We start from the raw sequence: 24173 nt of genomic DNA on the forward strand, positions 1-24173 counted from the left end.
CGGTGGCCCCGCAGGTCAAGGGGTCGATTCGCGGGACGGGAGGGGGCAGGGCTCACTGCTGCCCGAGAGCCATCCACTTGTCCGGATTCTGGAGTGGCGTGAAACCGACCTTCTCGTACACGCCGTGCGCGTCGGCGGTGGCGAGCAGGATGCGGCGCAGCCCGTACGGCGCCAGGTGGTCGCGGACGGCGGCCACGAGCGCGGTGCCGAGACCGGTGCCGCGGGCCGGGCGGTCGACGTAGACGTCGCAGAGCCAGGCGAAGGTGGCGTAGTCGGTGACGACGCGCGCGTAGGCGCTCATCGCGCCGGTCTCGCGGTCGTAGGCCCCGAGGTTGAGCGAGGACGCGATGGCGCTGTCCTGCTTCTCCCGAGGTCGGCCGAGGGCCCAGTAGGCGTCCGTGGAGAGCCAGTGGTGGACGAGGGCGGCGTCGATCCGCGCGGGGTCGGCTGAGATCTCGTACGCCCCGTGCATGAGGGGACCTGCGGGGGTGTCGGGGAGCGCGCTGTGGTTCATGGCCGCAGGTTTCCAGGAACGGCGGCGGGTTGTCAGGTGAATTTGCCCCGGGCCAAGGCCGGTCCGGGCCCGGCCGGGACGTCCGCCCGGCCGGGCCCGCCGCTCACGCGGTGAGCTCGTCGACCGCCGTCCGCAGGCGGCGCACCCCTTCCGCGATCTCGGTGGGCCCCGCGACACCCGCGAAACTCAGCCGGATGTGCCCGGCGGGGGGTTCGGCGCAGAAGTAGGGGCGGCCGGGAGCGGCGGCGACGCCGGCCCGCAGCGCGGCGGCGAGGAGGGAGGCCTCGGGCAGGGCGTCGGGGAGGCGGAGCCACAGGTGGTAGCCGCCGGAGGGGACGTGGGGCAGTGCCAGGCCGGGCAGGTCCTGGGCGACCGCGCCGGTCATCACCGTGCGGCGGCTCCTGAGCTCCTGGGAGACGGCGCGGAGGTGGCGGTGCCAGGCGGGCGCGCCGACGAGTTCGAGGGCGGCCTCCTGGAGGGGCCTGGGCACGAAGAAGCTGTCGACGACCTGGATGGCGCGCAGGCGCTCCAGGACGGGGCCGCGGGCGGCCAGGGCGCCGACGCGCAGGCTGGGCGAGGTGGCCTTGGTGAGCGAGCAGACGTGGACGACGACGCCGTCGGGGTCCTCGGCGGCGAGCGGGGCGGGCAGCGGCGGAGCGTCCTCGTGGACGAGCCGGCGGGCGAAGTCGTCCTCGACGACGAAGGCTCCGGCGGCGCGGGCGATCCGGACGACCTCCCGGCGCCGCTCCGGCCCGAGGACCGCCCCGGTCGGGTTCTGGAAGAGCGGCTGACACACGAACACGCGGGCGCCGGTGGCGCGGAAGGCGGCTTCGAGGAGTTCGGGGCGGACGCCGTCGGCGTCGGCGGGCACGGGGACGGGGCGGAGTCCCGCGGCGCGGGCGACGGCGAGCATGCCCGGGTAGGTGGGCGACTCGACGAGGACGGGGGTGCCGGGCGGGGCGAGGGCGCGCAGTGCGGTGGTGATGGCGGACTGGCCGCCGGCGGTGATGAGGATCTCGGCCGCCGTGACGCTGCCGCCGATCTCACGGGCGAACCACTCCCGCAGTTCGGGCAGGCCGTCGGTGGGCGGCCTGCCCCAGGCGCCGGGGCGCCGTCCCGCGCGGGCGAGGGCGGCGGCGAGGGCCTGCTGCGGCTGGAGGGAGGGGTGGAGGTAGCCGCCGTTGAACTCGATCACGCCGGGCGGCGGCGCGGAGAGGGTGACGAGGACGCCGGACGCGTCGACGGCGCGGGGCACGAGCTCGGTGGCGGTGTCGGCGCTGAGCGCGACCTCCTGCCAGGAGGTGTCGCCGGTGACGGGCGTGGGGGTGCGGGGCTCGGCACGGAAGGCGCCGGCGCCCGGGCGGGTGACGACGAGCCCTTCGGCGGCGAGCTGGGCGAGGGCCCGGGTGACGGTCACCGGGGAGACCCGGTACCGCTCGACGAGTGCGCGACTCGATGGCAGTTTTCCACCGGGTGAGTAGCGGTTGAGTTCCACCCGCAGGGATTTCGCCAGTTCCGCCACACTGCTACGCTCATGCATGAGAACACAGGATAGCGCTACTGCCTCCTCGACGATAGCGGTCTCCGCCACCGAGCAGACCGCCACCGGCCCGATCACCTCGACGCCCGAGACCGCGTCCGCCCCGGTCGGCGCCGACCCGGTCACCCGCGGCACCCTGCTCGCCGTCCTCGGCGTGGTGTCGTTCTCGCTCACCTTCCCGTCGACCGTCTGGGGTCTTGAGAGCTTCGGCCCCTGGTCCCTGGTGGCCGTGCGCTCCACCCTCGCCGCCCTCATCGCGGGCGCGTTCCTGCTCACCGGCCGGGTGCCGCTGCCCGACCGACGCCACTGGGCGGGCCTCGCCGTGGTCGCCGGCGGTGTCGTCGTCGGCTTCCCGCTCCTGACGACGCTGGCCCTGCAGACCTCCACCACCTCGCACGCCGCCGTCGTGGTGGGCCTGCTCCCGCTCACCACGGCGACCTTCGCCGCGCTGCGGACCGGCCGGCACCCGTCCCGCACCTTCTGGTTCGCGGCCGTGTCCGGCGCGGTGGTGGTGATCGCGTTCACGCTCAAGGAGAGCGGCGGGGCCGTGTCGCGGGGCGACCTGTACCTCTTCGGCGCGCTCCTCGTCTGCGCGGCCGGCTACACCGAGGGCGGACGGCTCGCGCGGCTCATGCCGGGCTGGCAGGTCATCGGCTGGGCCCTGGCCCTCTGCCTGCCGCTGATGGTGGCGGCCTCCGCGGTCGCGCTGTCCTTCGAGCCCGTCCACCTGAACGCCCACGGCGTCATCGGGCTGGTGTGGGTCGCCGCCGGCTCCACCTTCTTCGGCCTCTACGTCTGGTACCGGGGCATGGCGTCGATCGGCATCCCGAAGGCCAGCCAGCTCCAGCTCGCGCAGCCGCTGCTCACCCTGTTCTGGTCGGTCTTCCTGCTCGGCGAGACGCTGCCGCTGGCTGCCCCGGTCGCCGCGGTGGCGGTCCTCGTCTGCATCGCGGTGACCCAGCGGGCCAAGAGCTGACATGACGCATCGGGGTGAAGCAGGCCACAATGGCAGGTATACGCCCCAATCAGGTCAAGCCCGGTCGCGAGGAGGTCACCCCGATGCAGGCGAGCGTGGGCGACAAACTGCTGATGCACGGCCGGACCGTCGGTCACCACGACCGTACGGCCGAGGTCCTTCAGGTACTGGGGGAGAACGGCACTCCCCCGTACCGCGTGAAGTTCGACGACGACGGTCACGAGGCCCTGATGTCGCCGGGCCCCGACACCGTCGTACGCCACCACCCCCAGGAAGGGGCCCTCTGACCTCTCACGCCTTCGGCGGACGGACCCGGGTCGGGTAGTGGTCGGCCACCACGGCGGCCATCGCCCCGATCCGGTCCGTCGTGACCTCCTTCGCCGCGAAGAAGCCGTGCCCGCCGACCGCCGGATACGTGGCGGCGAGCGCGAGGTGGCGTGAGAGCTCCCGCGGGTCCTGCCACGCGGCGGGCTGGGCGGGATCGCCCGCCTTGTACAGCGCCTCGCCGATGTACAGGCCGACGCCGGTCCCCCGTACCACCGCGTCCCACCAGGGCAGCAGCTTGGCGTAGTCGGCGGCGGGCAGGCCGATGTGCCAGTACAGCTGCGGTACGACGTGGTCCAGCCAGCCCTCCCGGACCCACTTCCGGGTGTCGGCGTACAGATCGTCGTACGTCTGGACGCCGGCGCTGGTGTCCGAGCCCTCCGGGTCGGTGGCGGCGTTGCGCCAGACCCCGAAGGGGCTCACCCCGAAGGCCACGTGCCGCTTGGTCTCCTTGATCCGGCCGGACATCCCGGAGACCAGCAGATCGGTGTTGTGCCGCCGCCAGGACGCCTTGTCGGGGAAGTCGCCGCCGTACCGCGCGTACGCGTCGTCGTCGGCGAAGACCTGCCCGGCCACCGGGTACGGGTAGAAGTAGTCGTCCCAGTGCACGGCGTCGATGTCGTACCGCCGCACCGCGTCCAGCATCGCGTCCTGGACGAAGCTCCTGACCTCGGGCAGGCCCGGGTTGTAGTACAGCTTCCCGCCGTACGGCAGCACCCACTCCGGGTGGAGCCGGGCCGGATGGTCGGCGACGAGCCGGGCCGGGTCGGTGTGATTCGCCACCCGGTACGGGTTGAACCAGGCGTGCAGCTCGAGGCCCCGCGCATGGGCCTCGTCGACGGCCGTGCCCAGCGGGTCCCACCCCGGGTCGCGGCCCTGCGTACCGGTGAGGCACTGCGCCCACGGCTCGTACGGCGAGGGCCACAGCGCGTCGGCGGTCGGCCGGACCTGGAGCACGACCACGTTGAGGCGGCACGCGACCGCCGCGTCGAGATGGGCGAGGAGCTCGGCCCGCTGCGCCTCCGCCGACAGCCCGGCGCGCGAGGGCCAGTCGCGGTTGGCGACCGTCGCCAGCCACATGCCGCGGAACGCGCGCCGCCGGCGCGTTCTCCGCCGTACCGGCGGCGTGAGGTCCGCCGGCTGGGCGACGGCCGCGGCCGACGGGGCGCCGACCGCCGGAGTCGCTCCGGCCGGCATCGCCCCTGTCGCTCCCGTCACGGCGAACGCCGCCCCGGTGGCCCCGGCGACGAACCCTCTTCTGCCGATAGGCGGCACTTGTACCCCTCCTCTGTCGGATACGTCACACGCACCCGGACAGCATGCCCGCCCCGGACGATCGATCATCGGTTAATGAGCGGTAACGTCGTGGGGGTCGAGGCGGACGCACCGGAATCACACGGCGGCCCGCTGCCAGAGAAGAGCGAAAGGCACGAGGTGACGGACTCCATGGCCGACATTGAGCGCGTCGGAGTGGTGGGCTGCGGCCAGATGGGCGCGGGCATCGCGGAGGTGTGTGCCCGGAGCGGGCTCGAGGTGAAGGTCGCCGAGACCACCGGCGAGGCGCTGGAGATCGGCCGCACGCGGCTCTACAACTCGCTGGCGAAGGCCGCCGAACGCGGCAAGATCAGCGACGAGGAGCGGGACGCGACGCTGGCGCGCCTCAGCTTCACCACCGACCTGGGCGAGTTCGCCGACCGCGACCTCGTCATCGAGGCGGTCGTGGAGAACGAGCAGGTCAAGACCGAGATCTTCCAGGTGCTCGACCAGGTCATGACCCGGCCGGACGCCATCCTGGCCTCGAACACCTCCTCCATCCCGCTGGTGAAGCTGGCCGTGGCGACCTCCCGCCCCGACCAGGTCATCGGCATCCACTTCTTCAACCCGGCCCCGGTGCAGAAGCTCGTCGAGCTGATCCCGGCCCTCACCACCTCCGAGGGCACGATCAGCCGCGCCCAGGCCTTCGCGGAGAAGGCGCTCGGCAAGCACGCGATCCGCGCGCAGGACCGCTCCGGCTTCGTGGTCAACGCGCTCCTCGTGCCGTACCTGCTCTCCGCGATCCGGATGTTCGAGTCGGGCATCGCGAGCCGCGAGGACATCGACAACGGCATGGAGTACGGCTGCGCCCACCCGATGGGCCCGCTGAAGCTCTCCGACCTGATCGGCCTGGACACGATCGCGTCGATCGCCGACTCCATGTACGCCGAGTTCAAGGAGCCGCTGTACGCCGCTCCCCCGCTGCTCCAGCGCATGGTGGACGCGGGCCGGCTCGGCCGCAAGACGGGATCGGGCTTCTACCCGTACTCCTGACCGCTCCCCCCGAACACCGGACGGCCCGTACACCCGCACAGGTACGGGCCGTCCGGCTTTCTGTCCGCGTCCCCGGAGAGGCTCAGCCGAGGCGCAGGTGGTGGAGCATCAGCAGCCCGGCGGCCATGTTGGCGGCCGGGATCTCGCCCCGCGTGATCATGTCGGGTATCTGTTTCAGCGGGACCCAGGCCCGCAGCGAGGACTCGAACGCGTCCTCGGGCGGTCCGGTGTAGGTGGCCCGCTCCGCCCAGTAGAGGTGGTGGCGGGCGTCGCTGAGGCCGTTGGAGGGCTCGACGGTGAGGAGATGGCGCAGCGGCCCCGGCCGCCAGCCGGTCTCCTCCTCCATCTCGCGGGCGGCGGCGGCCTCGATGTCCTCGCCGTCCTCGACGACGCCGGCGGCCAGCTCCCAGCCCCAGCTGTCGGTGATGAAGCGGTGGCGCCAGAGCATCAGGACTTCGTCCGCGTCGTTGACGGCGGTCGCGACGGCGACCGGACGGAGCCGGATCAGATAGTGGTCGAGGTGGCGGCCGTCCGGGAGTTCGACGTCCGCGAGGTTCACCCGGAACCAGCGATTCTCATAGACAGAGCGTTCGCTCAGTTTCGTCCACTGCACGTTCTTGCCACCTTCCGACTGGTCGGTGCTCGTTTGGTGGCAATATCGCAGCAGTTGAAGGCTCACAGGGGAACGCGTAGAGCCCCTTCGATCAGCGCCGCCGCCTCCTGGGCGTCGTGCCCGCCGCTCGCGAGGAGGTGCTCACGCACCTGGCGCAGCCGGTCCCGCAGCCGCCGCGACTCCATCCCCCGCGCCCGCTCCGTCATCTCGACCGCCGTGCGCGCCGCCCCGTCCGCCTCCCCCTGCCGCAGCTCGATCTGGCACAGCATCGCGAGCCGGTGCACCCGGCCCCGGTCGTGGGAGGGCGTCCCGACCGCGGCCGAGGCGTGCTCGAAGGCCGCCGGAAGGTCCCCCAGACGGAGCAGGGCCTCGGCGACCTGTACGTTGACGAAACCCGGCTGGACGTACCCCGTCTCGGCCGGCTCCTCCCCCGGGCTGATCCGCTCCGCCGCCGACTCCGCCCGCCGGATGCAGGCCAGCGCCGCCGTCCCGTCACCCAGGTGCGCGTACGCCTTCGCCTGCATCGCCGTCAGATCCGCGGCGAGCGCCGGCGTGATCTGCCGCCCCGCGGCCCGCAGCGCCGCCTCGGCGAACGCCACCGCCTGCCGGTACTCCGCCATGAACAGCGCCTGGTTGACGAGCAGCGCGATCACATAGGCGCCCAACCCCCGGTCCCCGCTGGCCTTCGCGAGCCGCAGCGCCTGGTGGAAGTAACGCTGCGCGAGACCGTGCGCGTCCGCGTCGTACGCACAGATTCCGGCCACCGCGACCAGCCCCCCGGTCGCCCGGTGCAACTGCCGGCCGAGGGGGTCGCTGTACGCGCCCCGCAGCAGCGGGGCGGTCTCCGTGGTGAGGAAGCCGACGATCCGGGCCCGGGTCGCGATGCCCCCGGCCCTGCGGTACATCTGCTCGTAGTGCGAACGGGCCGCGCTCAGCACGGAGATGTCCGCCGCCGAGACCCTCGCCCCCCGTCCGACGCGTGACACGTCCGCGTCCTCCGGCGGGTTCTCCCACTCCCACACCGGCATCACCGCGGGCGTACCGGTCACGGCCTGGGCCCCCAGCGTGTGCGGCCGCCGCTGCTCGTCGGAACGCCACAGCGCCGGCGCCCGCTCCACGAACCCGGAGAGCGGAGCGCCCAGCGCCGGCGGCGGCCCGCCCGGCACCCCGAGGCCGATGTCGTCGAGGGTCACCTGCCGGTGCAGCCGCGCGGCCAGCACCTCGCAGAGCAGGTCCGGCACCTGGCCGCGCGGCCGCTGGCCCTTCAACCAGCGCGCCACAGCGGTGTGTTCGTAGCGCAGGGCGAGACCCCTGGCCCGGCCGGCCCGGTTCACCCGGGCGGCGAGGCCGGCGTGGGAGACGCCCGCCTCGTCCAGCAGGGCGTCGAGCAGGGTGTTGGGCTGCATGGCCCCTCCGGTGACTCGGTGCACACACCCTAGGGCCGGCCGGGCCCCCAGGTGGCCGAATTCATACGGGTCAACCGCGTACGGGTTGTTTTCGTATGAGCCGACTTCACCCGGGCCGGTTTCGCACGGGGTGTGAACGGAGTACTCGTTCCGCCGGCCCGCGTGCTCTGCCGCGCCCGCCCCGCCCCCGGTTGACTGTGCTTCTCGCCGCAAGGCGACGACCGGGCCGCCGGCTCCCCCTCAACAGTGCGGCCGCCCGGTCCGCGTCGCCCGCCCCGCTGATCTGCCCGACACTCCGTGGCGGGGCGGGCGGCGCCGGCCCCGCAGCCTCCGCTCAGCAGTGCGAGGAGGGCGCGGGCCGGGAGCGGCGCAGCCCGGGTTCGGCGGGCTGCGCCGGTACCCGGACACGGTCGTTGCGCACGACGAGCAGCGCGACGTCGTCCGCCAGGCGGCCGCCCGTGTGGGCGAGGAGCGCCGCGTGGACCCGGCGGACCAGGGCGGCGGGCGCCTCGCCGGCGGGCCCGGCCAGGGCGGACTCCAGCCCGAAGAACCGCCCCCGGTGGTCGCGGGCCTCCTCGGCGCCGTCGGTGTACAGGACCAGCGTCTCGCCGGGCCGCAGCCGGGGCGCCGCGTACGGCACGAGGGCGGCGGGCAGCGGCAGCACTCCGAGCGGCGGCAGCGGATCGCCCACAGGAAGCCGCTCCACCCGTCGGCCGAGGCGGTAAGGGCCCGGGTGACCGCAGTTGAACACGGACAGCCGCCCGTCGGACCGGACCTCGAGGAGCAGCAGCGTCACGAACTCCTCCGCCGCCGGGTGGCGCGGCTCCGACCCGGCCCGCGCCGGATGCTCGTCCCGCGCCCGCTCCCTCAGGTGCCGTTCGAGCGCCCGCTCCAAGCGCCGCAGCACGCCCCCGAGTTCCGGCTCGTCATGGGCGGCCTCGCGGAAGCTCCCGAGGACGGCCACCACCGCGCCGAGCGCCGCGAGCCCGTGGCCCCGCACGTCCCCGATGACGATCCGCACCCCGTACGGCGTGGCCACCGCCTCGTACAGATCACCCCCGACACACGCCCCCCGCGTGGCCGACAACTGCCCCGCGGCCAGCGCCAGTCCGTCGAGGCGATCCGGCGGCGGGCGCAACAGCACCCGCTGCGTCGCCGCCGCCACGGCCCGCACCCGCGCCAGCTCACGCGCGAGGCCCCTGCGCAGCCCCAGCATCAGACCGGTGCCCACGGTGAGGAACACGACGCTCGTGGCGATCCTCATCGGCAGCCCCGGCTGCCGGGCCAGCGGACAACCGAACTTCCACGCCACGGCCACCGCACCCCACGCGGAGGGCAGAGCGAGCGGGGCCAGCCGGCGGAGCCGGGAGCCATCGGCGAGCAACGACCTGGTACGGATCATGCACGGCCCTTCCCGAGCCCCCGACAGCGCCCGAAGGCCCTGCGGCCCACAGGTCCGCCCCTGCGGCCGCGTCGATTCTGCCGACCGTACGGGGCACCGGGGAACACCCCCCGACCATCTCACCCGAAGGAGTGAGCACCCCCGGCGCGCCGCCCTCCGCCAGGCCTCCGCCACGCGCACGGGCAGGCGGCTGCCGCTCGCCCAATCCGTCACGCCGAGTGCCCTCCGGTACCGAAAGGCCTCCGCGTACCGGCCCCGCTTGCCGTGCGGCAACGCCGTCCGGAAACGCGCCCGAGCCGCAGGGGTGACGAGCGCGAAGGGCCGCCCCGGGGAATCCCCGGGGCGGCCCTTCGTTGCCGCTGTGCCGTACGGATCAGGCGCCGCGGAGGACGGCTCCCGTGCGGTCGGAGGCCAGGGCGACGGCCGCGTCGCGGGCGGCGGTGGCCTCGTCGACGGTGAGGGTGCGGTCCGTGGCGCGGAACTTCAGGGCGTAGGCCAGGGACTTGCTGCCCTCGGCGACCTGGTCGCCGGTGTAGACGTCGAAGAGGCGGATGGACTCGAGGAGTTCACCCGCGCCTTCGCGGAGCGCGGCCTCGACGTCGGCGGCGGGGACGCCGGCGCCGACGACGAGGGCGACGTCCTGGGTGGCGACCGGGAAGGCGGAGATACGGGGAGCCCGCAGGGGGCCCTCGTTCGCCTGCTCCAGGAGGTCCAGGTCGAGCTCCATGGCGCAGCTGCGGGCCGGGAGACCGTACGCCTTGACCACCCGCGGGTGGAGCTCGCCGGCGTGGCCGACGAGGACCTTCTCGCCGTCGATCTCGACGTGGAAGGCGGCGCAGCGGCCCGGGTGCCACGGGGCGTGCTGGTCGGCGCTGATGATCAGCTCGACACCGGCCTCGGCGGCCACGGTCCGGCCGGCCTCGACGGCGTCCGCCCAGTCGGACGGACGGCCCTTGCCCCACCAGCCGGCCTGCTCGCGCGCACCGGCGAGGACGACGGCGACGCGACGCGGCTGCCGGGGCAGCGCGGCGTTGACGACGGCGATCTCCTCGTCGGTGGGGCGGCGGTCGACGGGCAGGCGGACGGCGACGCCCGGCTCCCCGTCGAGCCGGAAGACCAGACCGGTCTCGAAGAGCGCCAGGTCGTGGCTGCCGCGGCTGTCGTTGCGGCGGAGCGCGCCGAGCAGGCCCGGGAGCAGCGTCGTACGGAGCGCGGGCTCCTCGTCGGAGAGCGGGTTGACGAGGGTGACGACACGGCGGCGGGCGTCGTCCGCGTCCAGGCCGAGGTGGTCGAGCGCCTGCTCGCCGATGAACGGGTAGTTCAGCGCCTCGACGTAACCGGCGCCGGCCAGGGCGCGGCCCACGCGGCGGTGGGTGCGCTGCCGCTCGGTGAGTCCGCGGCCGGCCGGGGGCTTGGGCAGCGTGGAGGGCAGGTTCTCGTAGCCCTCCAGACGGATGACCTCTTCGGCGAGGTCGTTCGGCTCGTTGAGGTCGGGGCGCCACGACGGCACGGTGACGACGAGCTCGTCCTGGCCGTAGACGTCGCAGCCGACCTCCTGGAGGCGGCGGACGACGGTCTCGCGGCCGTAGTCGACGCCCGCGACCCGGTCCGGGTGGTTCGCCGGCATGGCGATCGTGCGCGGCGCGGACGGCGCGCTGATCTCCGTGACGCCGGCCTCGGCGGTGCCGCCCGCGAGCAGCACGAGCAGGTCGACGGTGCGCTGCGCGGCAGCGGCGGCGGCCTGCGGGTCGACGCCGCGCTCGAAGCGCTTGGACGCCTCGGAGGACAGCTTGTGACGGCGGGCCGTGCGCGCGATCGAGATGGCGTCGAAGTGCGCCGCCTCGATGACGACCTCGGAGGTGCCGGTGACGAAACCGGTCTCGGGGTCGGTCTCCGGGTCGGCGATCTCCGTGTGGGCGCCACCCATGACGCCGGCGATGCCGATCGGGCCGCGGTTGTCGGTGATGACCAGGTCCGCGGCGTCCAGGACGCGCACGGTGCCGTCGAGGGTGGTGATCTTCTCGCCGGCCTCGGCGCGGCGGACCCCGATGGGGCCGTCGAGCCGGCTGCGGTCGTAGGCGTGCAGCGGCTGGCCGAGCTCCAGCATCACGTAGTTGGTGATGTCGACGGCGAGCGAGATCGGGCGCATGCCGGCCTTCTGGAGGCGGCGCTGCAGCCAGATCGGGGAGCGGGCCTCGGGCGCCAGACCGACGACGGTGCGCGCGGTGAAGCGGTCGCAGCCGATCGGGTCGGCGACCTGGACCGGGTAGCCGTACGAGTTCGGCGCGGGCACGTCGAGCAGCGCCGGGTCGCGCAGCGGCAGGCCGTAGGCGGTGGCGGCCTCGCGGGCGACGCCGCGCATCGACAGGCAGTAGCCCCGGTCCGGGGTGACGGCGATGTCGAGGACCTCGTCGAACAGCTCCAGGAGGACGGTGGCGTCGATGCCGACCTCGTGCTCCGGGGGCAGCACGATGATGCCGTGCGTGCCGTCGCTGCCCATGCCGAGCTCGTCGCCGGAGCAGATCATGCCCCGGGAGACCCGTCCGTAGGTCTTGCGCTCGGCGATCCGGAAGTCACCGGGGAGCACGGCGCCGGGCAGGGCCACGACGACCTTGTCGCCGACGGCGAAGTTCCGCGCGCCGCAGATGATCTCCTGGGGCTCGCCGGTGCCGTTGGCCTGGCCGACGTCGACGGTGCAGAAGCGGATGGGCTTCTTGAACTCCGTCAGCTCCTCGATGGTGAGGACCTTGCCGACCACCAGCGGGCCGGTCAGGCCGGCGCCGAGCTGCTCGACGGCCTCGACCTCGAGGCCTGCCGAAATGAGCTTGGCCTGGACGTCGCGGCCGGTCTCCGTCGCCGGCAGGTCGACGTACTCCCGCAGCCAAGAAAGCGGGACCCGCATCAGATCTCCATCCCGAACGGCCGGGTGAACCGGACGTCACCCTCGACCATGTCTCGCATGTCTTCCACGTTGTGGCGGAACATCAGCATCCGCTCGATGCCGAACCCGAAGGCGAATCCGCTGTACTTGTCGGGGTCCACACCGCAGGCGACGAGCACCTTCGGGTTGACCATGCCGCAGCCGCCGAGCTCGATCCAGCCCTCGCTGCCGCAGGTGCGGCAGGGACGCTCCGGGTTGCCGACGGACTCGCCGCGACAGACGTAGCAGAGCATGTCCATCTCGGCGGACGGCTCGGTGAAGGGGAAGAAGTTCGGGCGGAGCCGGGTCTTCATGTCCGGGCCGAAGAGCGCCTGGACCATGTGGTCGAGGGTGCCCTTGAGGTCGGCCATGGTGAGGCCCTCGTCGACGGCGAGCAGCTCGATCTGGTGGAAGACCGGGGTGTGCGTGGCGTCGAGCTCGTCGGTCCGGTAGACGCGGCCGGGGCACACGACGTAGACCGGGGGTTCCCGGTCGATGAGGGTGCGGGCCTGGACCGGCGAGGTGTGGGTCCGCAGCACGACGCCGGACTCGTCGCCCGTGGTGACGCCCGTTCCCTCCGGGGTGGTTCCCTGGACGAAGAAGGTGTCCTGCATCTGGCGCGCCGGGTGGTCCGGTACGAAGTTGAGGGCGTCGAAGTTGAACCACTCCGCCTCGACCTCGGGACCCTCGGCGACCTCGTACCCCATGGAGACGAAGACGTCGGAGACGCGCTCCATGAGCGTGGTCAGCGGGTGGCGGGCGCCGGCCGGGACGCGGTCGTACGGCAGGGTGACGTCGACGGCCTCCTCGACGAGGACGCGGGCGTCGCGCTCGGCCTCGAGCTCCGCCTGGCGGGCGGCGAGCGCCTTGGAGACGGCGCCGCGGGCCTGGCCCACGACCTTTCCGGCGGCGGCCTTGGCCTGCGGGGGCAGGGCGCCGATCTCGCGGTTGGCGAGCGCCAGCGGCGAGGTGCCACCGGTGTGCGCGGTCTTCGCCTGTGCGAGCGCGTCGAGGTCGCCCGCGGCGGCGAAGGCGGCGAGCGCCTCGTCCCGCATGCGCTCGATCTCTTCCGGTTTCAGTGCCTCGACCTCAACCGGGTCGTACGACTTATTGGGTGCGGACATCTCTTCCCGTGCTTCCGTTGGCTGGCTGGGCGGCCCCGCTCGACGTCAAGGGCGCAAACGTGCCAAAGGTCGAGTCTAACGGGGCGCGGGGACGCGAATGAGCCCATGGGCGACCCGGGCGGCCTCTGATCTCGTACGGTCTCGCCTGCTGAGACGTCAGAGGAGGTGGGCCGGGGTGCCGACGGGCAGGATAAATCGGAATTCGGCCCCGCCTCGGGGGCCGCGTCCGACGGTGATGGTGCCGCCGTGGGCCTCGACGACGCCCTTGACGATGTAGAGGCCGAGTCCGGTGCCGCCGCGCTTGCTGCCCCGCCAGAAGCGGGTGAAGACGCGGTTCATCGACGCCTCGGGGATACCGGGTCCCTCGTCGCTCACGGTGACCTCCGTCCCCTCTTCTCCGTCCTCGCCCGCCGTGGCGGGTGCCACCTCGATGGTGACGGTTCCGTCGCCGTGGCGCACCGCATTTTCGAGGAGGTTGCCGAGGATCTGGTCGATCTTGTCGGGGTCGGCCCAGAGTGCGGGCAGCTGGGGCCTGATCCGGACGAAGAAGCGGCCCGGGGGCTGTCCGCCGGTGGTGTGGACCTGGATGTGGCGGCCGATCGCGGCGGCGAGGTCGACGGGCTGGCGGCGCACTTCGAGCCGGCCGGAGTCGATCCTGGAGATGTCGAGGAGTTCGGCGATGAGCCGCTTGATGCGGCCGGCGTCGGCGTCGACGGTCTCCAGCATGAGGCGCTTCTGCTCGTCGGTGAACCGCTCCCACTTGTCGAGGAGCGTGGCGGTGAAGCCCTTCACCGAGGTGAGCGGGGAGCGCAGTTCGTGGGCGACGGTGGCGATGAGTTCGGCGTGGCTGCGCTCGGTGCGGCGCCGGGCGTCGGTGCCGCGGAGCGAGACGACGACCCGGCGGACCGGCCCGGTGGGGTGCTCCCGGACGTACCGGGCGGAGACGAGGACCTCGCGGCCGCCGGGGAGCAGCAGGTTGCGCTCGGGCTGGCCGCGGCGGATGGCGAGGCCGTCGTACGGGTCGGTCAGCGCCCACCAGCGGCGCCCCTTGAGGTCTTCGAGGGGCAGCGCCTCGTCCAGCGGCAGGCCGAGGGCCCGGCCGCGGGGGACGGCGGTGATGCGGCTGGCGGCGGCGTTGAAGCAGACGATCCGGCCGGTCTCGTCGGCGATGACGAGACCGTCGGGCAGGTCGTCGGGGTCGAGGCCGGCGAAACCGGCGGTCGCCGCGGGATCGGGCGTGTCCGGTGCGGGGCCGGGCGGCTCCGGGGCGTGCGGCGCGGCGCTCCGTGCCTGTGCGGGACTGTCCGTGCCGACCGTCATCCCCGTACCCCACCCCTCCGTGTAGCGCAGTGGGCCCCCGAGTGCGTCACTCTACTGGGCGAGGGGGCGGAATGGACCCTTCAGGCGGAGGTTCGGGGGCGCTGGGCGCGGGCGGAGGCGTACAGGCAGACCGCGGCGGCGGTGGCGAGGTTGAGGCTCTCGGCCTTGCCGTGGATCGGTACGCGGACGACGGCGTCGGCGAGGGCCCGGGTCTCCTCGGGCAGCCCCCAGGCCTCGTTGCCGAAGATCCATGCGGTGGGGCCGCCCATGGTGCCGGCGTCCAGCTCGTCGTCGAGGTCGTCCTGGCCCGCGCCGTCGGCGGCGAGGATCCGTACGCCCGCGCCCTTGAGTCCGGCGACGGCCTGTTCGACGGGGACGCCGACGGCCACCGGCAGGTGGAAGAGGGAGCCGACGGAGGCCCGCACGGACTTGGGGTTGTAGAGGTCGACGGAGGCGTCGGTGAGGACGACGGCGTCGGCGCCGGCCGCGTCGGCGCACCGCAGCACGGTGCCGGCGTTCCCGGGGTCGCGTACGTGGGCGAGGACGGCGACGAGCTTGGGCCGGGCCGCGACGATCTCCTCGAAGGGGGAGTCGAGGAACCGGCACACGCCGACGAGGCCCTGCGGGGTGACGGTCTGGGAGACCTCGGCGAGCACGGCGTCGGAGGCGTGGTGGACGCGGGCGCCGGACGCGAGTGCGGCCTCGATGATCGGGGCGTACCGCTCGGCGGCCTCGACGGTGGTGAAGAGCTCGACGAGGGTGGGCTCTCCGGTGGAACCCCGGTGGTCGACGGCTTCGCGGACGGCCTGCGGGCCCTCGGCGATGAAGAGGCGGTCCTTGCCCCGGAAGTTGCGCTTGGCGAGCCGCCGGGCGGCGACGACGCGCGGGGAACGCGGGGAGATCAGCTCGGGGGTGACCATGAGGTGCGGCGGTTCTCTCTTCGGGGCCGGGCGGGCTTCGGGGGCCGGGAGCGGCGGGGACCGGGTGCTGCGGGTCCCCCGGAGGGTGAAGCACCCGGACCCGCAGGCGCGAGCGCGCCTGCGGGTCCGGGCAGAAGTACTGCGGCCTGGAAGATCAGGCGGCGGCCTTCGGGGCGTTGACGTCGGCCGGGAGGGCCTTCTGCGCGACCTCGACCAGCGCGGCGAACGCGTTGATGTCGTTGACGGCCAGCTCGGCGAGGATCTTGCGGTCCACCTCGATGTTGGCGGCCTTCAGACCCTGGATGAGGCGGTTGTACGTCATGCCGTTCTGGCGGGCAGCGGCGTTGATGCGCTGGATCCACAGCTGACGGAAGTCGCCCTTGCGCTTCTTGCGGTCGTTGTAGTTGTAGACCAGCGAGTGGGTGACCTGCTCCTTGGCCTTGCGGTACAGGCGCGAACGCTGACCGCGGTAGCCGGAGGCCGCCTCGAGAATCGCCCGGCGCTTCTTGTGGGCGTTGACTGCCCGCTTGACGCGTGCCACTTTTAACTCCTTGTAGCGGGGTCGTGGTGGTCCTCACACGACCCGAAAAACGAATGGATCCCGGTCTCTGCCGGATGCCCCCGTCGCCGAGGGCGGGAGATCAACTCAGATGCCCAGCATCTTCTTGATCTTGGCGGCGTCACCCGGGGCCATCTCGGCGTTGCCGGTGAGGCGACGCGTCAGCTTGGACGACTTGTGCTCGAGCAGGTGGCGCTTACCGGCGCGCTCGCGCAGGATCTTGCCGGAGCCGGTGACCTTGAAGCGCTTCTTGGCACCGGAGTGCGTCTTGTTCTTCGGCATCGCGCCGTATCTCCTCGTCAGTGGCGCTCCCGCCCGGTGCGGACACCGGACATCCGGGAGCGTCAGTTCTTCGTTTGGTGGTTCCGGGCGGGGCCCAGGGCTGCCTGGTTGGCAGCCCGTCGGGTCACGCCTCGGGGTTCTCGGCCGGAGCCTCGACCTCGACCTCGGCCTCGGCGACCGGGGCCTCGTCGGCCTGAGCCTCGGAGAACTCGTCGGAGGCGACGCCCTGGCGCTCGGCCTTGCGTGCGGCCTGGGCCTCACGCGCCTCGGCCATGGCCTCGGTCTTCTTCTTGTGCGGGCCGAGAACCATGATCATGTTCCGGCCGTCCTGCTTCGGGTTGGACTCGATGAAGCCAAGGTCCTCGACGTCCGACGCCAGCCGCTGAAGCAGCCGGAAACCGAGCTCGGGGCGGGACTGCTCACGACCACGGAACATGATCGTGATCTTGACCTTGTCGCCCTGCTTGAGGAACCGGACGACGTGACCCTTCTTGGTGTCATAGTCGTGCGGGTCGATCTTCGGCCGGAGCTTCATCTCCTTGATGACCGTGTGCGCCTGGTTCTTGCGCGCCTCACGGGCCTTCATGGCCGACTCGTACTTGAACTTCCCGTAGTCCATGAGCTTGCACACGGGCGGACGGGCGTTCGCCGCGACCTCGACCAGGTCAAGGTCGTACTCCTGTGCGAGCTCCAGGGCCTTGGCAAGCGGAACAATCCCGACCTGCTCGCCGCTGGGTCCGACAAGTCGCACCTCGGGAACGCGAATCCTGTCGTTGATGCGGGGCTCGGCGCTGATGGATCCTCCTCGGTAGCACCACGCGACCGCCTGGCGGACGGACGCGCACTGTCTGTTTCTGACCAACCGAGCCGGCACATGAAAAACGCCCCGGACGGGACACAGGCGGGGCTCCATGGAAATACCGGAGCACCGCCGCGGTCAACCGCGGGGCGCACATCGGGCGGCTCCATCGTCCGTACGGAACGATGGGCGCCACCTGACCGGTGACCCGCCACCCGTGAGGGCGGTCAGGTGGGAGTACGGAGCCTCCACTTGTGGGCCGGGCACACACGTGTCCGGCCGGTCGTTACACAAGGTTAGCAGGAGCCGTGCCCATACGCGAATGCGGGCGGGGCGGCAGGGAGGCGCTCCGGGGCGGCTTATCGTGTGAGGCATGAGCGAGACGCCCCAGAACGAGTCCGCGGACTCCCCCGAAACCCCCGACTTCGACTCCATGACCCGCGACATCGCGGAGGTCCCGGCGGTCGAGGTGATCGTGACGGTCGCCGTCAACCTGATGAGCGCCGCCGCGGTGAAGCTCGGGCTCACCGAGGAGGGCGACAAGTACAAGGACCTCGACGAGGCGCGCAAGCTGGTGCACGCGCTCGCGGGCCTGCTCGACGCCGGCGCGACGGAGGTCTCCTCGTTCCACGCCGCTCCCCTGCGGGACGGCCTGAAGTCCCTCCAGCTCGCCTTCCGCGAGGCCTCCCTGATCCCGGACGAGCCGGGCCAGGGACCGGGCGAGAAGTACACGGGACCCGTCTACGGCTGAGCCCGTACGTCCTACTTCTTCACGTAGAAGGGCTCGCCCGGAGGCGTGGCCGAGGCCGGCAGCAGTGCCAGGTCCAGGCCCCGCACCAGGCGGGCCCTCAGTGTTTCGTCGGCGGCCAGGGCGCGGGCCACGCGCTGGGCCGACTCCGCCGCGGAGGCGTCCTCGGCGAGGACCAGGGCCAGGGTGCCGTCGGCGGCCCCCGGTCCCAGGTGGGCGCGGAGCACGGCCGGCTCGGCGGCGACCGCGGCCCGCACCGCCTCCCGTACCGCCGGGTCGTCCAGCGGGTCCGCGCTGGAGCGGCCCTCGGCCAGGGCGAGCAGCAGCGGGCCCGTCAGCTGGTACGGCACCGGGCCCGCCAGGTCGAGGACGACCGTGTCCGCCTTCTCGTGCGCGGCCGCCTGGAGCGCCTGGTGGAGCGGCACGGCGACGGGCCGGGCCTCCGGGTCCCACAGCGCGAGCGCGGCGATCGACGTGAACGCGGGCAGGGCCCGGCGGTCGCCGGCCGTCAGCGTGGGCACCGCCATGTCGCTGGTCTTCTCGCGGCGCAGGCCGTTCTCGTCGGTCTCCACCTCGCCGAGCACGGCCACCACGGGCACGAGCAGCCGCGCGCCCTTGAGCGCTTCCAGCACCGGCCCGTGCGCGGTTCTGTCCTCCGCCCACGCCGCCAGTGCCGCGGCGAGCCGCGGGTCGGCGGTGCCGTCGTCGTCGGAGAAACCGGGGTCCGGGATGTTCTTGAGCGCCACGCACCGAGCCTAACCGGCGCCGCGCCCACCGCGGCCCGCCGGGTCCGGGTGCTCGGGGACGGGGGCTCAGGGGTCCCTGGTCGTCAGGCGTCCTGTTGGTCAGGGGTTCCGGCGGGCGCGGCCGAGGACGACGGCGGTCAGGAGGAGGAGTGCGCCGAGACCGCCGGCGGCGGGGGCGAGGAGGCCGTAGGAGCGGGATTCCTCGGGGGCGGGGACGGGGCCGGGGCCGAAGTACGGGCTCCGGAAGCCGGCGGTGGCGTTCTTGGGGTCGGCGCCCTTGAGGCGGGCGCCGGCCTCGATGGCGGCGGCCGGGTCGACCGTGCCGTACCCCTTGGCGTCGCTGCGGCCGCCCTTCGGCCGGTTGCGGGCGGTGTCGACGAGCAGCTTCTTGATCTGGGCCGGGGTGAGGTCGGGGTGCGCGGACCTGACCAGGGCGACGGCGCCGGAGACGAACGCGGCGGCGGCGCTGGTGCCCCAGCCCTCGTAGTAGCGGCGGTCGGGGTCGGCGATGACGATGTCGACGCCGGGGGCGCTGACCGTGGCGTACCAGCGTCGGGTGGAGAAGGAGGCGCGCGTGCCGAAGCGGTCCACGGCGGTGACCGCGATCACGCCGGGGTAGGCGGCGGGGTACGAGATGTGGTCGCCCTTCTCACCGCCGTTGCCGGCGGAGGCCACCACGGAGACCCCCTTGGCGAGGGCGTACTGCACGGCGGCGTCCTCGCCCGCGTCGGGGTGCGCGGACTTGGAGTCGTCGCCGAGCGAGAGGTTGATGACGTCCGCGCCGTGGTCGGCGGCCCAGCGGATGCCCTCGGCGAGCGCGGTCCCGCGGGTCTTGCGGGCCTTGTCCCTGGCCTTGTCGGTGCCTTCGAGGATGACGCGCACGGGGAGGATCTCGGCGTCCGGGGCGATGCCGAGGACGCCGTCCCCGTCGCCGGGGCCGTGGCCGTGCCCGGCGATGATGCCGGCCATCGCCGTGCCGTGCCGTGCCCAGGCGCGGTCGCCCCGGCCGGCACCGAAGCCGATGAGGTCGTGTCCCGGCAGCACGGAATCCTTCAGGTCCGGGTGCTCGGCGTCGACGCCGGTGTCGAGCACGGCGACGGTGATGCCCTCGCCCTTCGTGGTCCGCCAGGCCTCGGCCGTGTGCAGGGCCTCGGGGCCCCACTGCCGGGCCCGGATGGTGTCGGCGTACGCGGGCGCCGTCGTCGCGGGCAGCACCGCGAAAGCGGCGGCGAACAGCACGGCCGAGGCGGCGCGCACCCGGCGGCGGGAAGGTCGGGTCACCGGGCGTTCTCCTTCGCCGCCGCGACGGCGGTCGTGCGCAGCAGCGACTCGAACCGCTTCGCTATGCCCTTGGCCTCGTGGCCCAGACCCGACTGGGCGACGGCGTCGGTACGGCCCGCGCTCGTCGCCTGGTCGGCGGGGAGCGGACGGTCGACGCTCCGGCCGTCGGCGAAGCCGGACACCGCGGTGACGACGACGGGAAGGTCGGCGGGTGCCGTCAGCCACCAGCTCGCGCGCTGGCCGGCCCCGAAGCGGGACGCGACGGTGCCGGGGCCGGCGAGCGCCGGCGGCACGTCCTGGCCGAGCCGGGTCGTGAGGTCACGCCCGAGGGCGCCCTGCGCGGTGACGTCGGCGCGGGTGAAGACGAGGCCGACGGTGATCACGCTGCTCGCGGTCGCGTCGGTGTACGTGGCCCGCAGGACGCGCTCGCAGCCCAGCGGCTTGAGCGTGGCCAGCAGGCCCTTCGCCATCACCGTCGGCGAACAGGCCGCGTCCGGCGCGACGACGACCCGCGTCCACGTGCGCGCCGCCGCCCCCGGCCCCGCGCCCGGCCCCGCCAGGGTCCTCGGGAACAGCGTGTCGACCGGCGCGTTGTGCCAGCTCTCCTTCGCCTCCGCGTACCCCACCGGCTCCGCCGGCGCCCCCGGCTCCGCCGACGCCAACCACACCCCGGCGAGCGCCCCGCCGATCAGCCCCATCCCCAACACGGCGCACGCCGCCACCGCCACCGTCCGCCCGGCCGTCCGCTCCCTCACCGGCCGCAGCCGCGTCGTCGTCTCCACCGGCACCTCGGGCGGCAACGCCCCGGACACACCCAGGCCGTACGACCCCGCCCGGGCCTGCGCCGCGGGCGCGGACGCCGGCCGAGGCGGGGCGAACGGTCCGGTGACCGCGGGCGCGGACACGGGCCGCGGCGGACCGAGCGGCCCCACCGTCCTCCGGCTCTCGGCCGCGGCCGTCACCGCCGGGCGCCCGGCGGCCTCCCGGCCCGTGCCGGACACCTGCCGCGGGTCGGGGTCCGTGGCACGGATCGCGCGAAGTCGCGTCGTCGTCTCCACGGCAGGCACAGCGGCGGAGGGGGCCGGAGCGGGCATCGGGGGTACGGCGACGGGGGTGGCGGCGGGTCGGGCGGGGGAAGTCGGAGCGACCGGGGTACCCGCGGCAGCGCGCGCAGGCGAGGCCGGAGCGGGCGCGGCGGAGGAACCCGCGGCGGGAGCCTGGGTACGGGCTGCGGGCGAAGCCGCGGGGGGAAGTGCGGGAGCCTGGGCGGGAGCGGCCGGCAGAGCAGGGGCCGGAGGCCGGCCGGTCGACGGGGCCGTAGCGGGCGCCGAAGGCACGCTGACCGACGGGGCCGTTGCGGGAGCCAGACGCTGGCCGGTCGACGGGGTCGTCGCAGGGGCCGGAGGCAGGCTGGGCGGTGGGGTCGTCGCAGGGGCCGGAGGCAGGTTGGGGGGCGGAGCCGGGGTGGGCGCCGTGCGGGCGTGGGGGGAGTCGGTCGGCGGGGTGGGGAGGAGGGCGTCGGTGATGCGGGACGGGGTGGGGCGGTGTTCGGCGGTCATGCCCGTCCCCCTGCTCGTGTCCTGCGCGTGTCGACAATGCCCGTCACTCTACGGGCTGTTCCCCGGGGGACGGGAACCCAGGGGCTACCCACCCGTAAACCTGTCTGGCAAGCTCGGGCCATGACTCCGCGTGCCGCCGACCGGGCCCGTTACGACCGGGCCACCGCTGATCTCGACGCGCCCGTGGCGATCGTCGACCTGGAGGCCTTCGACGCCAACGCGGCGGACCTGGTGCGCCGGGCCGCGGGCAAGCCGGTGCGGGTGGCGAGCAAGTCCGTGCGGTGCCGGGCGCTCCTGGAGCGGGTGCTGGCGCGGGAGGGCTTCGCGGGGATCATGTCGTTCACGCTGGGCGAGTCGCTGTGGCTGGCGCGGGCGGGGTTCGAGGACGTGCTGCTCGCTTACCCCTCGGCCGACCGGGCGGGGTTCGGGGAGCTGGCGCGGGACCCGAAGCTGGCGGCGGCGGTGACGGTGATGGTCGACGACGTGACGCAGCTCGATCTGGTCGACGCCTCCCGCGCGGGCGGGACGGAGGAGGTCCGGGTCTGTCTGGAGCTGGACACGGCGCTGAGTCTGCTGGGCGGCCGGATACGGATCGGCGCGCGCCGCTCGCCGCTGCGTGAGCCCGCCGAGTTGGCCGAGCTGGCCCGCTCGGTGGTGCGGCGTCCCGGGTTCCGGCTGGTCGGGATCATGGCGTACGAGGGTCATGTGGCGGGTGTCGGCGACGCGGTCGCGGGTCGGCCGCTGCGGTCTCGGGCGATCCGGCTGATGCAGTCGGCAGCCCGGAAGGAGCTCGCGGACCGCAGGGCGGCCGTGGTGCGGGCGGTCCGGGCGGTGGCGCCGGACCTGGAGTTCGTGAACGGCGGTGGCACCGGGAGCGTGCAGCACACGGCGGCCGAGGACGCGGTGACGGAGATCGCCGCCGGTTCGGGGCTGTTCGTGCCGCGTCTCTTCGACAACTACACGTCGTTCAGCGGCCGTCCGGCCGCGCTCTTCGCGCAGCCGGTGGTCCGGCGTCCGGGCGTGGGCGTGGTGACGGTGCTGGGCGGCGGGTATCCGGCGTCGGGGGCCCCGGGGCCGGACCGGCTGCCCGTGCCGTATCTGCCGGAGGGGCTGCGGTACGACGCGCAGGAGGGGCCCGGCGAGGTGCAGACGCCGCTACTCGGCTCCCCCGCCGACGATCTGCGGATCGGTGACAAGGTCTGGTTCCGGCACGCGAAGGCCGGGGAGCTGTGCGAGCGGTTCGACAGCCTGCGGCTGGTCGAGGGTGATCGCGTCACGGCGACCGTGCCCACGTACCGCGGCGAGGGGATGACCTTCCTCTAGGAGGCCCCCCGGAGTCGGGAGGCCCTTGGAATCGGGAGGCCCCCGAAATCAGGAGGCCTCTGACATCAGGCCCCTGGAACCCTCAGAACACGGTGTCCTGCTGGTCGGGGACGATGCTGCCGTCGGGGCGCCGGACGGGCTGCGGGGTGCCGTCGCCCGCGGTGTAGCCGGTGGTGGCGCAGGGGTAGGGGGTGGCCTTCCGCTTCTTCGGCTCGATGAACATCGGGTTGACGATCCAGCGGCCGTCGCCGTTCTCGTACGCCCGGCACATGAGTTCGTTCTTGTTGCGGTTGAGGACGAGGCGGAGGCCGGTGGCGTCCCGCAGGAAGGAGATGTCGGTGTCGGAGTCGCCGGCGGCGAACACCTGGCGGCGGGCGGCGGGCTGGACGCGTTCGGCGGCGGGGCCGCGGACGCCGAAGATCTCCTGGTTGATCCAGCAGCGCTTGCCGTCGATGTAGGTGATCATCGCGTCCTCGCCGTCCCGCACCGTGCCGCAGCCCTCCAGGTGGCTGGTCAGGCGGCCGTGGTCGGTGATGCTGCGGATGCCGAGGGTGTGGGAGGGGTCGACGCCGATGCCCTTCGCCCAGACGTCGACGACGGGTTCGGGCGAGGCGGAGACGATCCGGACGTCGAAGCCGGCGCGCTGGAGGGCGCCGATCAGGTCGCGCTGCTGCTCGTAGTAGCGGACCCAGCCGGTGACCCGGGCGGTGCCGACCTGCTGGGTGGCGCCCTGTGGGGCGGCGAGGTTCTCGGCGCGGGCGGCGGCGGCGAAGGACTCGACCTGGCGGGTGGTCCAGCCGTGCAGGAGCTGGGCGAGCCAGGCGTACTGGGGCTCCATGCGGCGGCGGTCGTGGCCCGCGAAGGCGGTCGTGCCGCCGGTGGTCGCGCCCGTGCCGTAGACGGCGAGGAGTTCGTCGGCGCAGCGGGTGTCGGTGGACGTGGGGAGGGTGCGGACGCCGGTGGGACAGGCGTCGGCGAGGGCGGTGGCGGCCTCGGGCGTGAGGTACCGGCTGGTGGTGGACCAGTCGCCGGCGCGGGGCGGGCGTATGCGGTCGTTGCGGAGGAGCCAGTAGAAGGTGGCGTCGCCGACGTCGTTCTTGACGACGGTGTTGTCCCAGTCGAAGACCGCGACGGGCTTCTTCCCCCGGACACCCCGGACACCCCGGTCACCCTTGGCATCCCTGGCACCCCGGGTCCCCTCGCCGTCGCAGTGGTCGGCGATCAGGGCGTCGATGCGGGCCTTGTTGTCTCCGTACCAGCCGTCGGAGGTCTTCAGCGTGGGGCATCCGCCGGGCCTGGCCTCGGCCTGGGCGGCGGAGGCGAGGCCGGTCGCCGCGAGGACGAGGGCGGCAGCGGCGGCGGACGTACGGAGCCGGTATTTCATGATCACTCTCCTGTCTTCACGCGTGTCTGTACGCGTCTGTGGACGGGTGTCTGTACGTGTGTCTGTACGTGTGTCGGTACGTGTGTCGGTACGCGGAACAGCCGGGCGCCTTGCGACGCCCGGCTG

22 protein-coding genes are annotated in these 24173 nt (G+C 73.5%); 5 read left to right on the forward strand and 17 right to left on the reverse strand.

What is annotated here, in order from left to right:
* Positions 1-52: 52 nt before the first annotated feature.
* On the reverse strand, positions 53-514 hold the full coding sequence (locus MRBLMG1_RS03225; protein ID WP_367820491.1) for a GNAT family N-acetyltransferase: 462 nt from the start codon (positions 512-514) through the stop codon (positions 53-55).
* A gap of 103 nt (positions 515-617) precedes the next feature.
* A complete protein-coding gene (locus MRBLMG1_RS03230; protein WP_367820493.1) occupies positions 618-2054 on the reverse strand; it encodes a PLP-dependent aminotransferase family protein in 1437 nt (478 codons plus the stop codon).
* On the opposite strand from MRBLMG1_RS03230, the gene MRBLMG1_RS03235 reads away from it, so the two are divergent.
* A complete protein-coding gene (locus MRBLMG1_RS03235) occupies positions 2053-3030 on the forward strand; it encodes a DMT family transporter (RefSeq protein ID WP_367820495.1) in 978 nt (325 codons plus the stop codon). The genes MRBLMG1_RS03230 and MRBLMG1_RS03235 overlap by 2 nt on opposite strands.
* Positions 3031-3113: 83 nt before the next feature.
* Positions 3114-3317, forward strand: coding sequence for a DUF1918 domain-containing protein (locus MRBLMG1_RS03240; protein ID WP_367820684.1), 204 nt, complete (start codon positions 3114-3116; stop codon positions 3315-3317).
* A 4-nt stretch (positions 3318-3321) separates the two neighbouring features.
* Here MRBLMG1_RS03240 and MRBLMG1_RS03245 read toward each other — a convergent pair whose 3' ends face one another.
* Positions 3322-4551 (reverse strand): glycoside hydrolase family 10 protein, encoded by a 1230-nt coding sequence (locus MRBLMG1_RS03245; RefSeq protein ID WP_367820686.1) that lies wholly within the window; start codon positions 4549-4551, stop codon positions 3322-3324.
* Positions 4552-4800: 249 nt separating this feature from the next.
* Here MRBLMG1_RS03245 and MRBLMG1_RS03250 point away from each other — a divergent pair, with 249 nt between their 5' ends.
* The gene (locus MRBLMG1_RS03250) at positions 4801-5661 is read left to right on the forward strand and encodes a 3-hydroxybutyryl-CoA dehydrogenase (protein WP_367820497.1); all 861 of its coding nucleotides are present in this window, start codon (positions 4801-4803) and stop codon (positions 5659-5661) included.
* A gap of 82 nt (positions 5662-5743) precedes the next feature.
* On the opposite strand, the gene MRBLMG1_RS03255 is transcribed toward MRBLMG1_RS03250, so the two are convergent.
* The 10 genes from MRBLMG1_RS03255 to infC form a co-directional block, all read right to left on the reverse strand.
* Complete coding sequence (locus tag MRBLMG1_RS03255; RefSeq protein ID WP_367820499.1) at positions 5744-6274, reverse strand: NUDIX hydrolase; 531 nt, start codon at positions 6272-6274, stop codon at positions 5744-5746.
* 62 nt (positions 6275-6336) lie between these two features.
* Complete coding sequence (locus MRBLMG1_RS03260; RefSeq protein WP_367820501.1) at positions 6337-7680, reverse strand: transcriptional regulator; 1344 nt, start codon at positions 7678-7680, stop codon at positions 6337-6339.
* Positions 7681-8014: 334 nt separating this feature from the next.
* Positions 8015-9082, reverse strand: a complete 1068-nt coding sequence (locus tag MRBLMG1_RS03265; RefSeq protein ID WP_367820503.1) for a PP2C family protein-serine/threonine phosphatase — start codon at positions 9080-9082, stop codon at positions 8015-8017.
* 373 nt (positions 9083-9455) lie between these two features.
* Positions 9456-11984: a phenylalanine--tRNA ligase subunit beta gene (gene pheT / locus MRBLMG1_RS03270; protein ID WP_367820505.1), complete on the reverse strand. Its 2529-nt coding sequence runs from the start codon at positions 11982-11984 to the stop codon at positions 9456-9458.
* Positions 11984-13126, reverse strand: coding sequence for a phenylalanine--tRNA ligase subunit alpha (pheS, locus tag MRBLMG1_RS03275; protein WP_367820507.1), 1143 nt, complete (start codon positions 13124-13126; stop codon positions 11984-11986). The genes pheT and pheS overlap by 1 nt, the downstream gene beginning before the upstream one ends.
* 156 nt (positions 13127-13282) lie before the next feature.
* Complete coding sequence (locus MRBLMG1_RS03280; protein ID WP_367820509.1) at positions 13283-14446, reverse strand: sensor histidine kinase; 1164 nt, start codon at positions 14444-14446, stop codon at positions 13283-13285.
* Between the two features lie 80 nt (positions 14447-14526).
* Complete coding sequence (locus MRBLMG1_RS03285; protein WP_367820511.1) at positions 14527-15366, reverse strand: TrmH family RNA methyltransferase; 840 nt, start codon at positions 15364-15366, stop codon at positions 14527-14529.
* A 154-nt stretch (positions 15367-15520) separates the two neighbouring features.
* Positions 15521-15907 carry a 50S ribosomal protein L20 gene (gene rplT, locus MRBLMG1_RS03290; protein WP_017241732.1) on the reverse strand — a complete coding sequence of 129 codons (387 nt, stop codon included), beginning with the start codon at positions 15905-15907 and terminating at the stop codon, positions 15521-15523.
* Positions 15908-16012: 105 nt separating this feature from the next.
* A complete protein-coding gene (gene rpmI / locus MRBLMG1_RS03295; RefSeq protein ID WP_015032399.1) occupies positions 16013-16207 on the reverse strand; it encodes a 50S ribosomal protein L35 in 195 nt (64 codons plus the stop codon).
* Between the two features lie 124 nt (positions 16208-16331).
* Positions 16332-16958 (reverse strand): translation initiation factor IF-3, encoded by a 627-nt coding sequence (infC, locus tag MRBLMG1_RS03300; RefSeq protein WP_414721482.1) that lies wholly within the window; start codon positions 16956-16958, stop codon positions 16332-16334.
* Between the two features lie 421 nt (positions 16959-17379).
* Between infC and MRBLMG1_RS03305 the strand changes: the two genes are divergently transcribed.
* Positions 17380-17757 carry a DUF1844 domain-containing protein gene (locus MRBLMG1_RS03305; protein ID WP_367820516.1) on the forward strand — a complete coding sequence of 126 codons (378 nt, stop codon included), beginning with the start codon at positions 17380-17382 and terminating at the stop codon, positions 17755-17757.
* A gap of 11 nt (positions 17758-17768) precedes the next feature.
* Here MRBLMG1_RS03305 and MRBLMG1_RS03310 read toward each other — a convergent pair whose 3' ends face one another.
* The 3 genes from MRBLMG1_RS03310 to MRBLMG1_RS03320 form a co-directional block, all read right to left on the reverse strand.
* Positions 17769-18500, reverse strand: a complete 732-nt coding sequence (locus MRBLMG1_RS03310) for an SseB family protein (RefSeq protein WP_367820518.1) — start codon at positions 18498-18500, stop codon at positions 17769-17771.
* A 99-nt stretch (positions 18501-18599) separates the two neighbouring features.
* A complete protein-coding gene (mycP, locus tag MRBLMG1_RS03315) occupies positions 18600-19781 on the reverse strand; it encodes a type VII secretion-associated serine protease mycosin (protein WP_367820520.1) in 1182 nt (393 codons plus the stop codon).
* Positions 19778-20593: a hypothetical protein gene (locus MRBLMG1_RS03320; protein WP_367820522.1), complete on the reverse strand. Its 816-nt coding sequence runs from the start codon at positions 20591-20593 to the stop codon at positions 19778-19780. Before MRBLMG1_RS03320 ends, mycP begins: the two co-directional genes overlap by 4 nt.
* 867 nt (positions 20594-21460) lie before the next feature.
* Here MRBLMG1_RS03320 and MRBLMG1_RS03325 point away from each other — a divergent pair.
* On the forward strand, positions 21461-22663 hold the full coding sequence (locus MRBLMG1_RS03325; RefSeq protein ID WP_367820524.1) for an amino acid deaminase/aldolase: 1203 nt from the start codon (positions 21461-21463) through the stop codon (positions 22661-22663).
* An 82-nt stretch (positions 22664-22745) separates the two neighbouring features.
* Here MRBLMG1_RS03325 and MRBLMG1_RS03330 read toward each other — a convergent pair whose 3' ends face one another.
* Positions 22746-24047: a haloacid dehalogenase-like hydrolase gene (locus tag MRBLMG1_RS03330; RefSeq protein WP_367820526.1), complete on the reverse strand. Its 1302-nt coding sequence runs from the start codon at positions 24045-24047 to the stop codon at positions 22746-22748.
* Between the last annotated feature and the right edge of the window lie 126 nt (positions 24048-24173).

This window comes from Streptomyces sp. LMG1-1-1.1, from assembly GCF_040815545.1.
Classification (GTDB): Bacteria; Actinomycetota; Actinomycetes; order Streptomycetales; family Streptomycetaceae; genus Streptomyces.

Coding starts and splice junctions, on each gene's coding strand:
- MRBLMG1_RS03225 (WP_367820491.1), bottom strand. CDS start 514: ATGAACCACAGCGCGCTCCCCGACACCCCCGCAGGTCCCCTCATGCAC.
- MRBLMG1_RS03235 (WP_367820495.1), top strand. CDS start 2,053: ATGAGAACACAGGATAGCGCTACTGCCTCCTCGACGATAGCGGTCTCC.
- MRBLMG1_RS03230 (WP_367820493.1), bottom strand. CDS start 2,054: ATGCATGAGCGTAGCAGTGTGGCGGAACTGGCGAAATCCCTGCGGGTG.
- MRBLMG1_RS03240 (WP_367820684.1), top strand. CDS start 3,114: ATGCAGGCGAGCGTGGGCGACAAACTGCTGATGCACGGCCGGACCGTC.
- MRBLMG1_RS03245 (WP_367820686.1), bottom strand. CDS start 4,551: ATGCCGGCCGGAGCGACTCCGGCGGTCGGCGCCCCGTCGGCCGCGGCC.
- MRBLMG1_RS03250 (WP_367820497.1), top strand. CDS start 4,801: ATGGCCGACATTGAGCGCGTCGGAGTGGTGGGCTGCGGCCAGATGGGC.
- MRBLMG1_RS03260 (WP_367820501.1), bottom strand. CDS start 7,680: ATGCAGCCCAACACCCTGCTCGACGCCCTGCTGGACGAGGCGGGCGTC.
- MRBLMG1_RS03265 (WP_367820503.1), bottom strand. CDS start 9,082: ATGATCCGTACCAGGTCGTTGCTCGCCGATGGCTCCCGGCTCCGCCGG.
- pheT (WP_367820505.1), bottom strand. CDS start 11,984: ATGCGGGTCCCGCTTTCTTGGCTGCGGGAGTACGTCGACCTGCCGGCG.
- pheS (WP_367820507.1), bottom strand. CDS start 13,126: ATGTCCGCACCCAATAAGTCGTACGACCCGGTTGAGGTCGAGGCACTG.
- MRBLMG1_RS03280 (WP_367820509.1), bottom strand. CDS start 14,446: ATGACGGTCGGCACGGACAGTCCCGCACAGGCACGGAGCGCCGCGCCG.
- MRBLMG1_RS03285 (WP_367820511.1), bottom strand. CDS start 15,366: ATGGTCACCCCCGAGCTGATCTCCCCGCGTTCCCCGCGCGTCGTCGCC.
- rpmI (WP_015032399.1), bottom strand. CDS start 16,207: ATGCCGAAGAACAAGACGCACTCCGGTGCCAAGAAGCGCTTCAAGGTC.
- MRBLMG1_RS03305 (WP_367820516.1), top strand. CDS start 17,380: ATGAGCGAGACGCCCCAGAACGAGTCCGCGGACTCCCCCGAAACCCCC.
- MRBLMG1_RS03325 (WP_367820524.1), top strand. CDS start 21,461: ATGACTCCGCGTGCCGCCGACCGGGCCCGTTACGACCGGGCCACCGCT.
- MRBLMG1_RS03330 (WP_367820526.1), bottom strand. CDS start 24,047: ATGAAATACCGGCTCCGTACGTCCGCCGCCGCTGCCGCCCTCGTCCTC.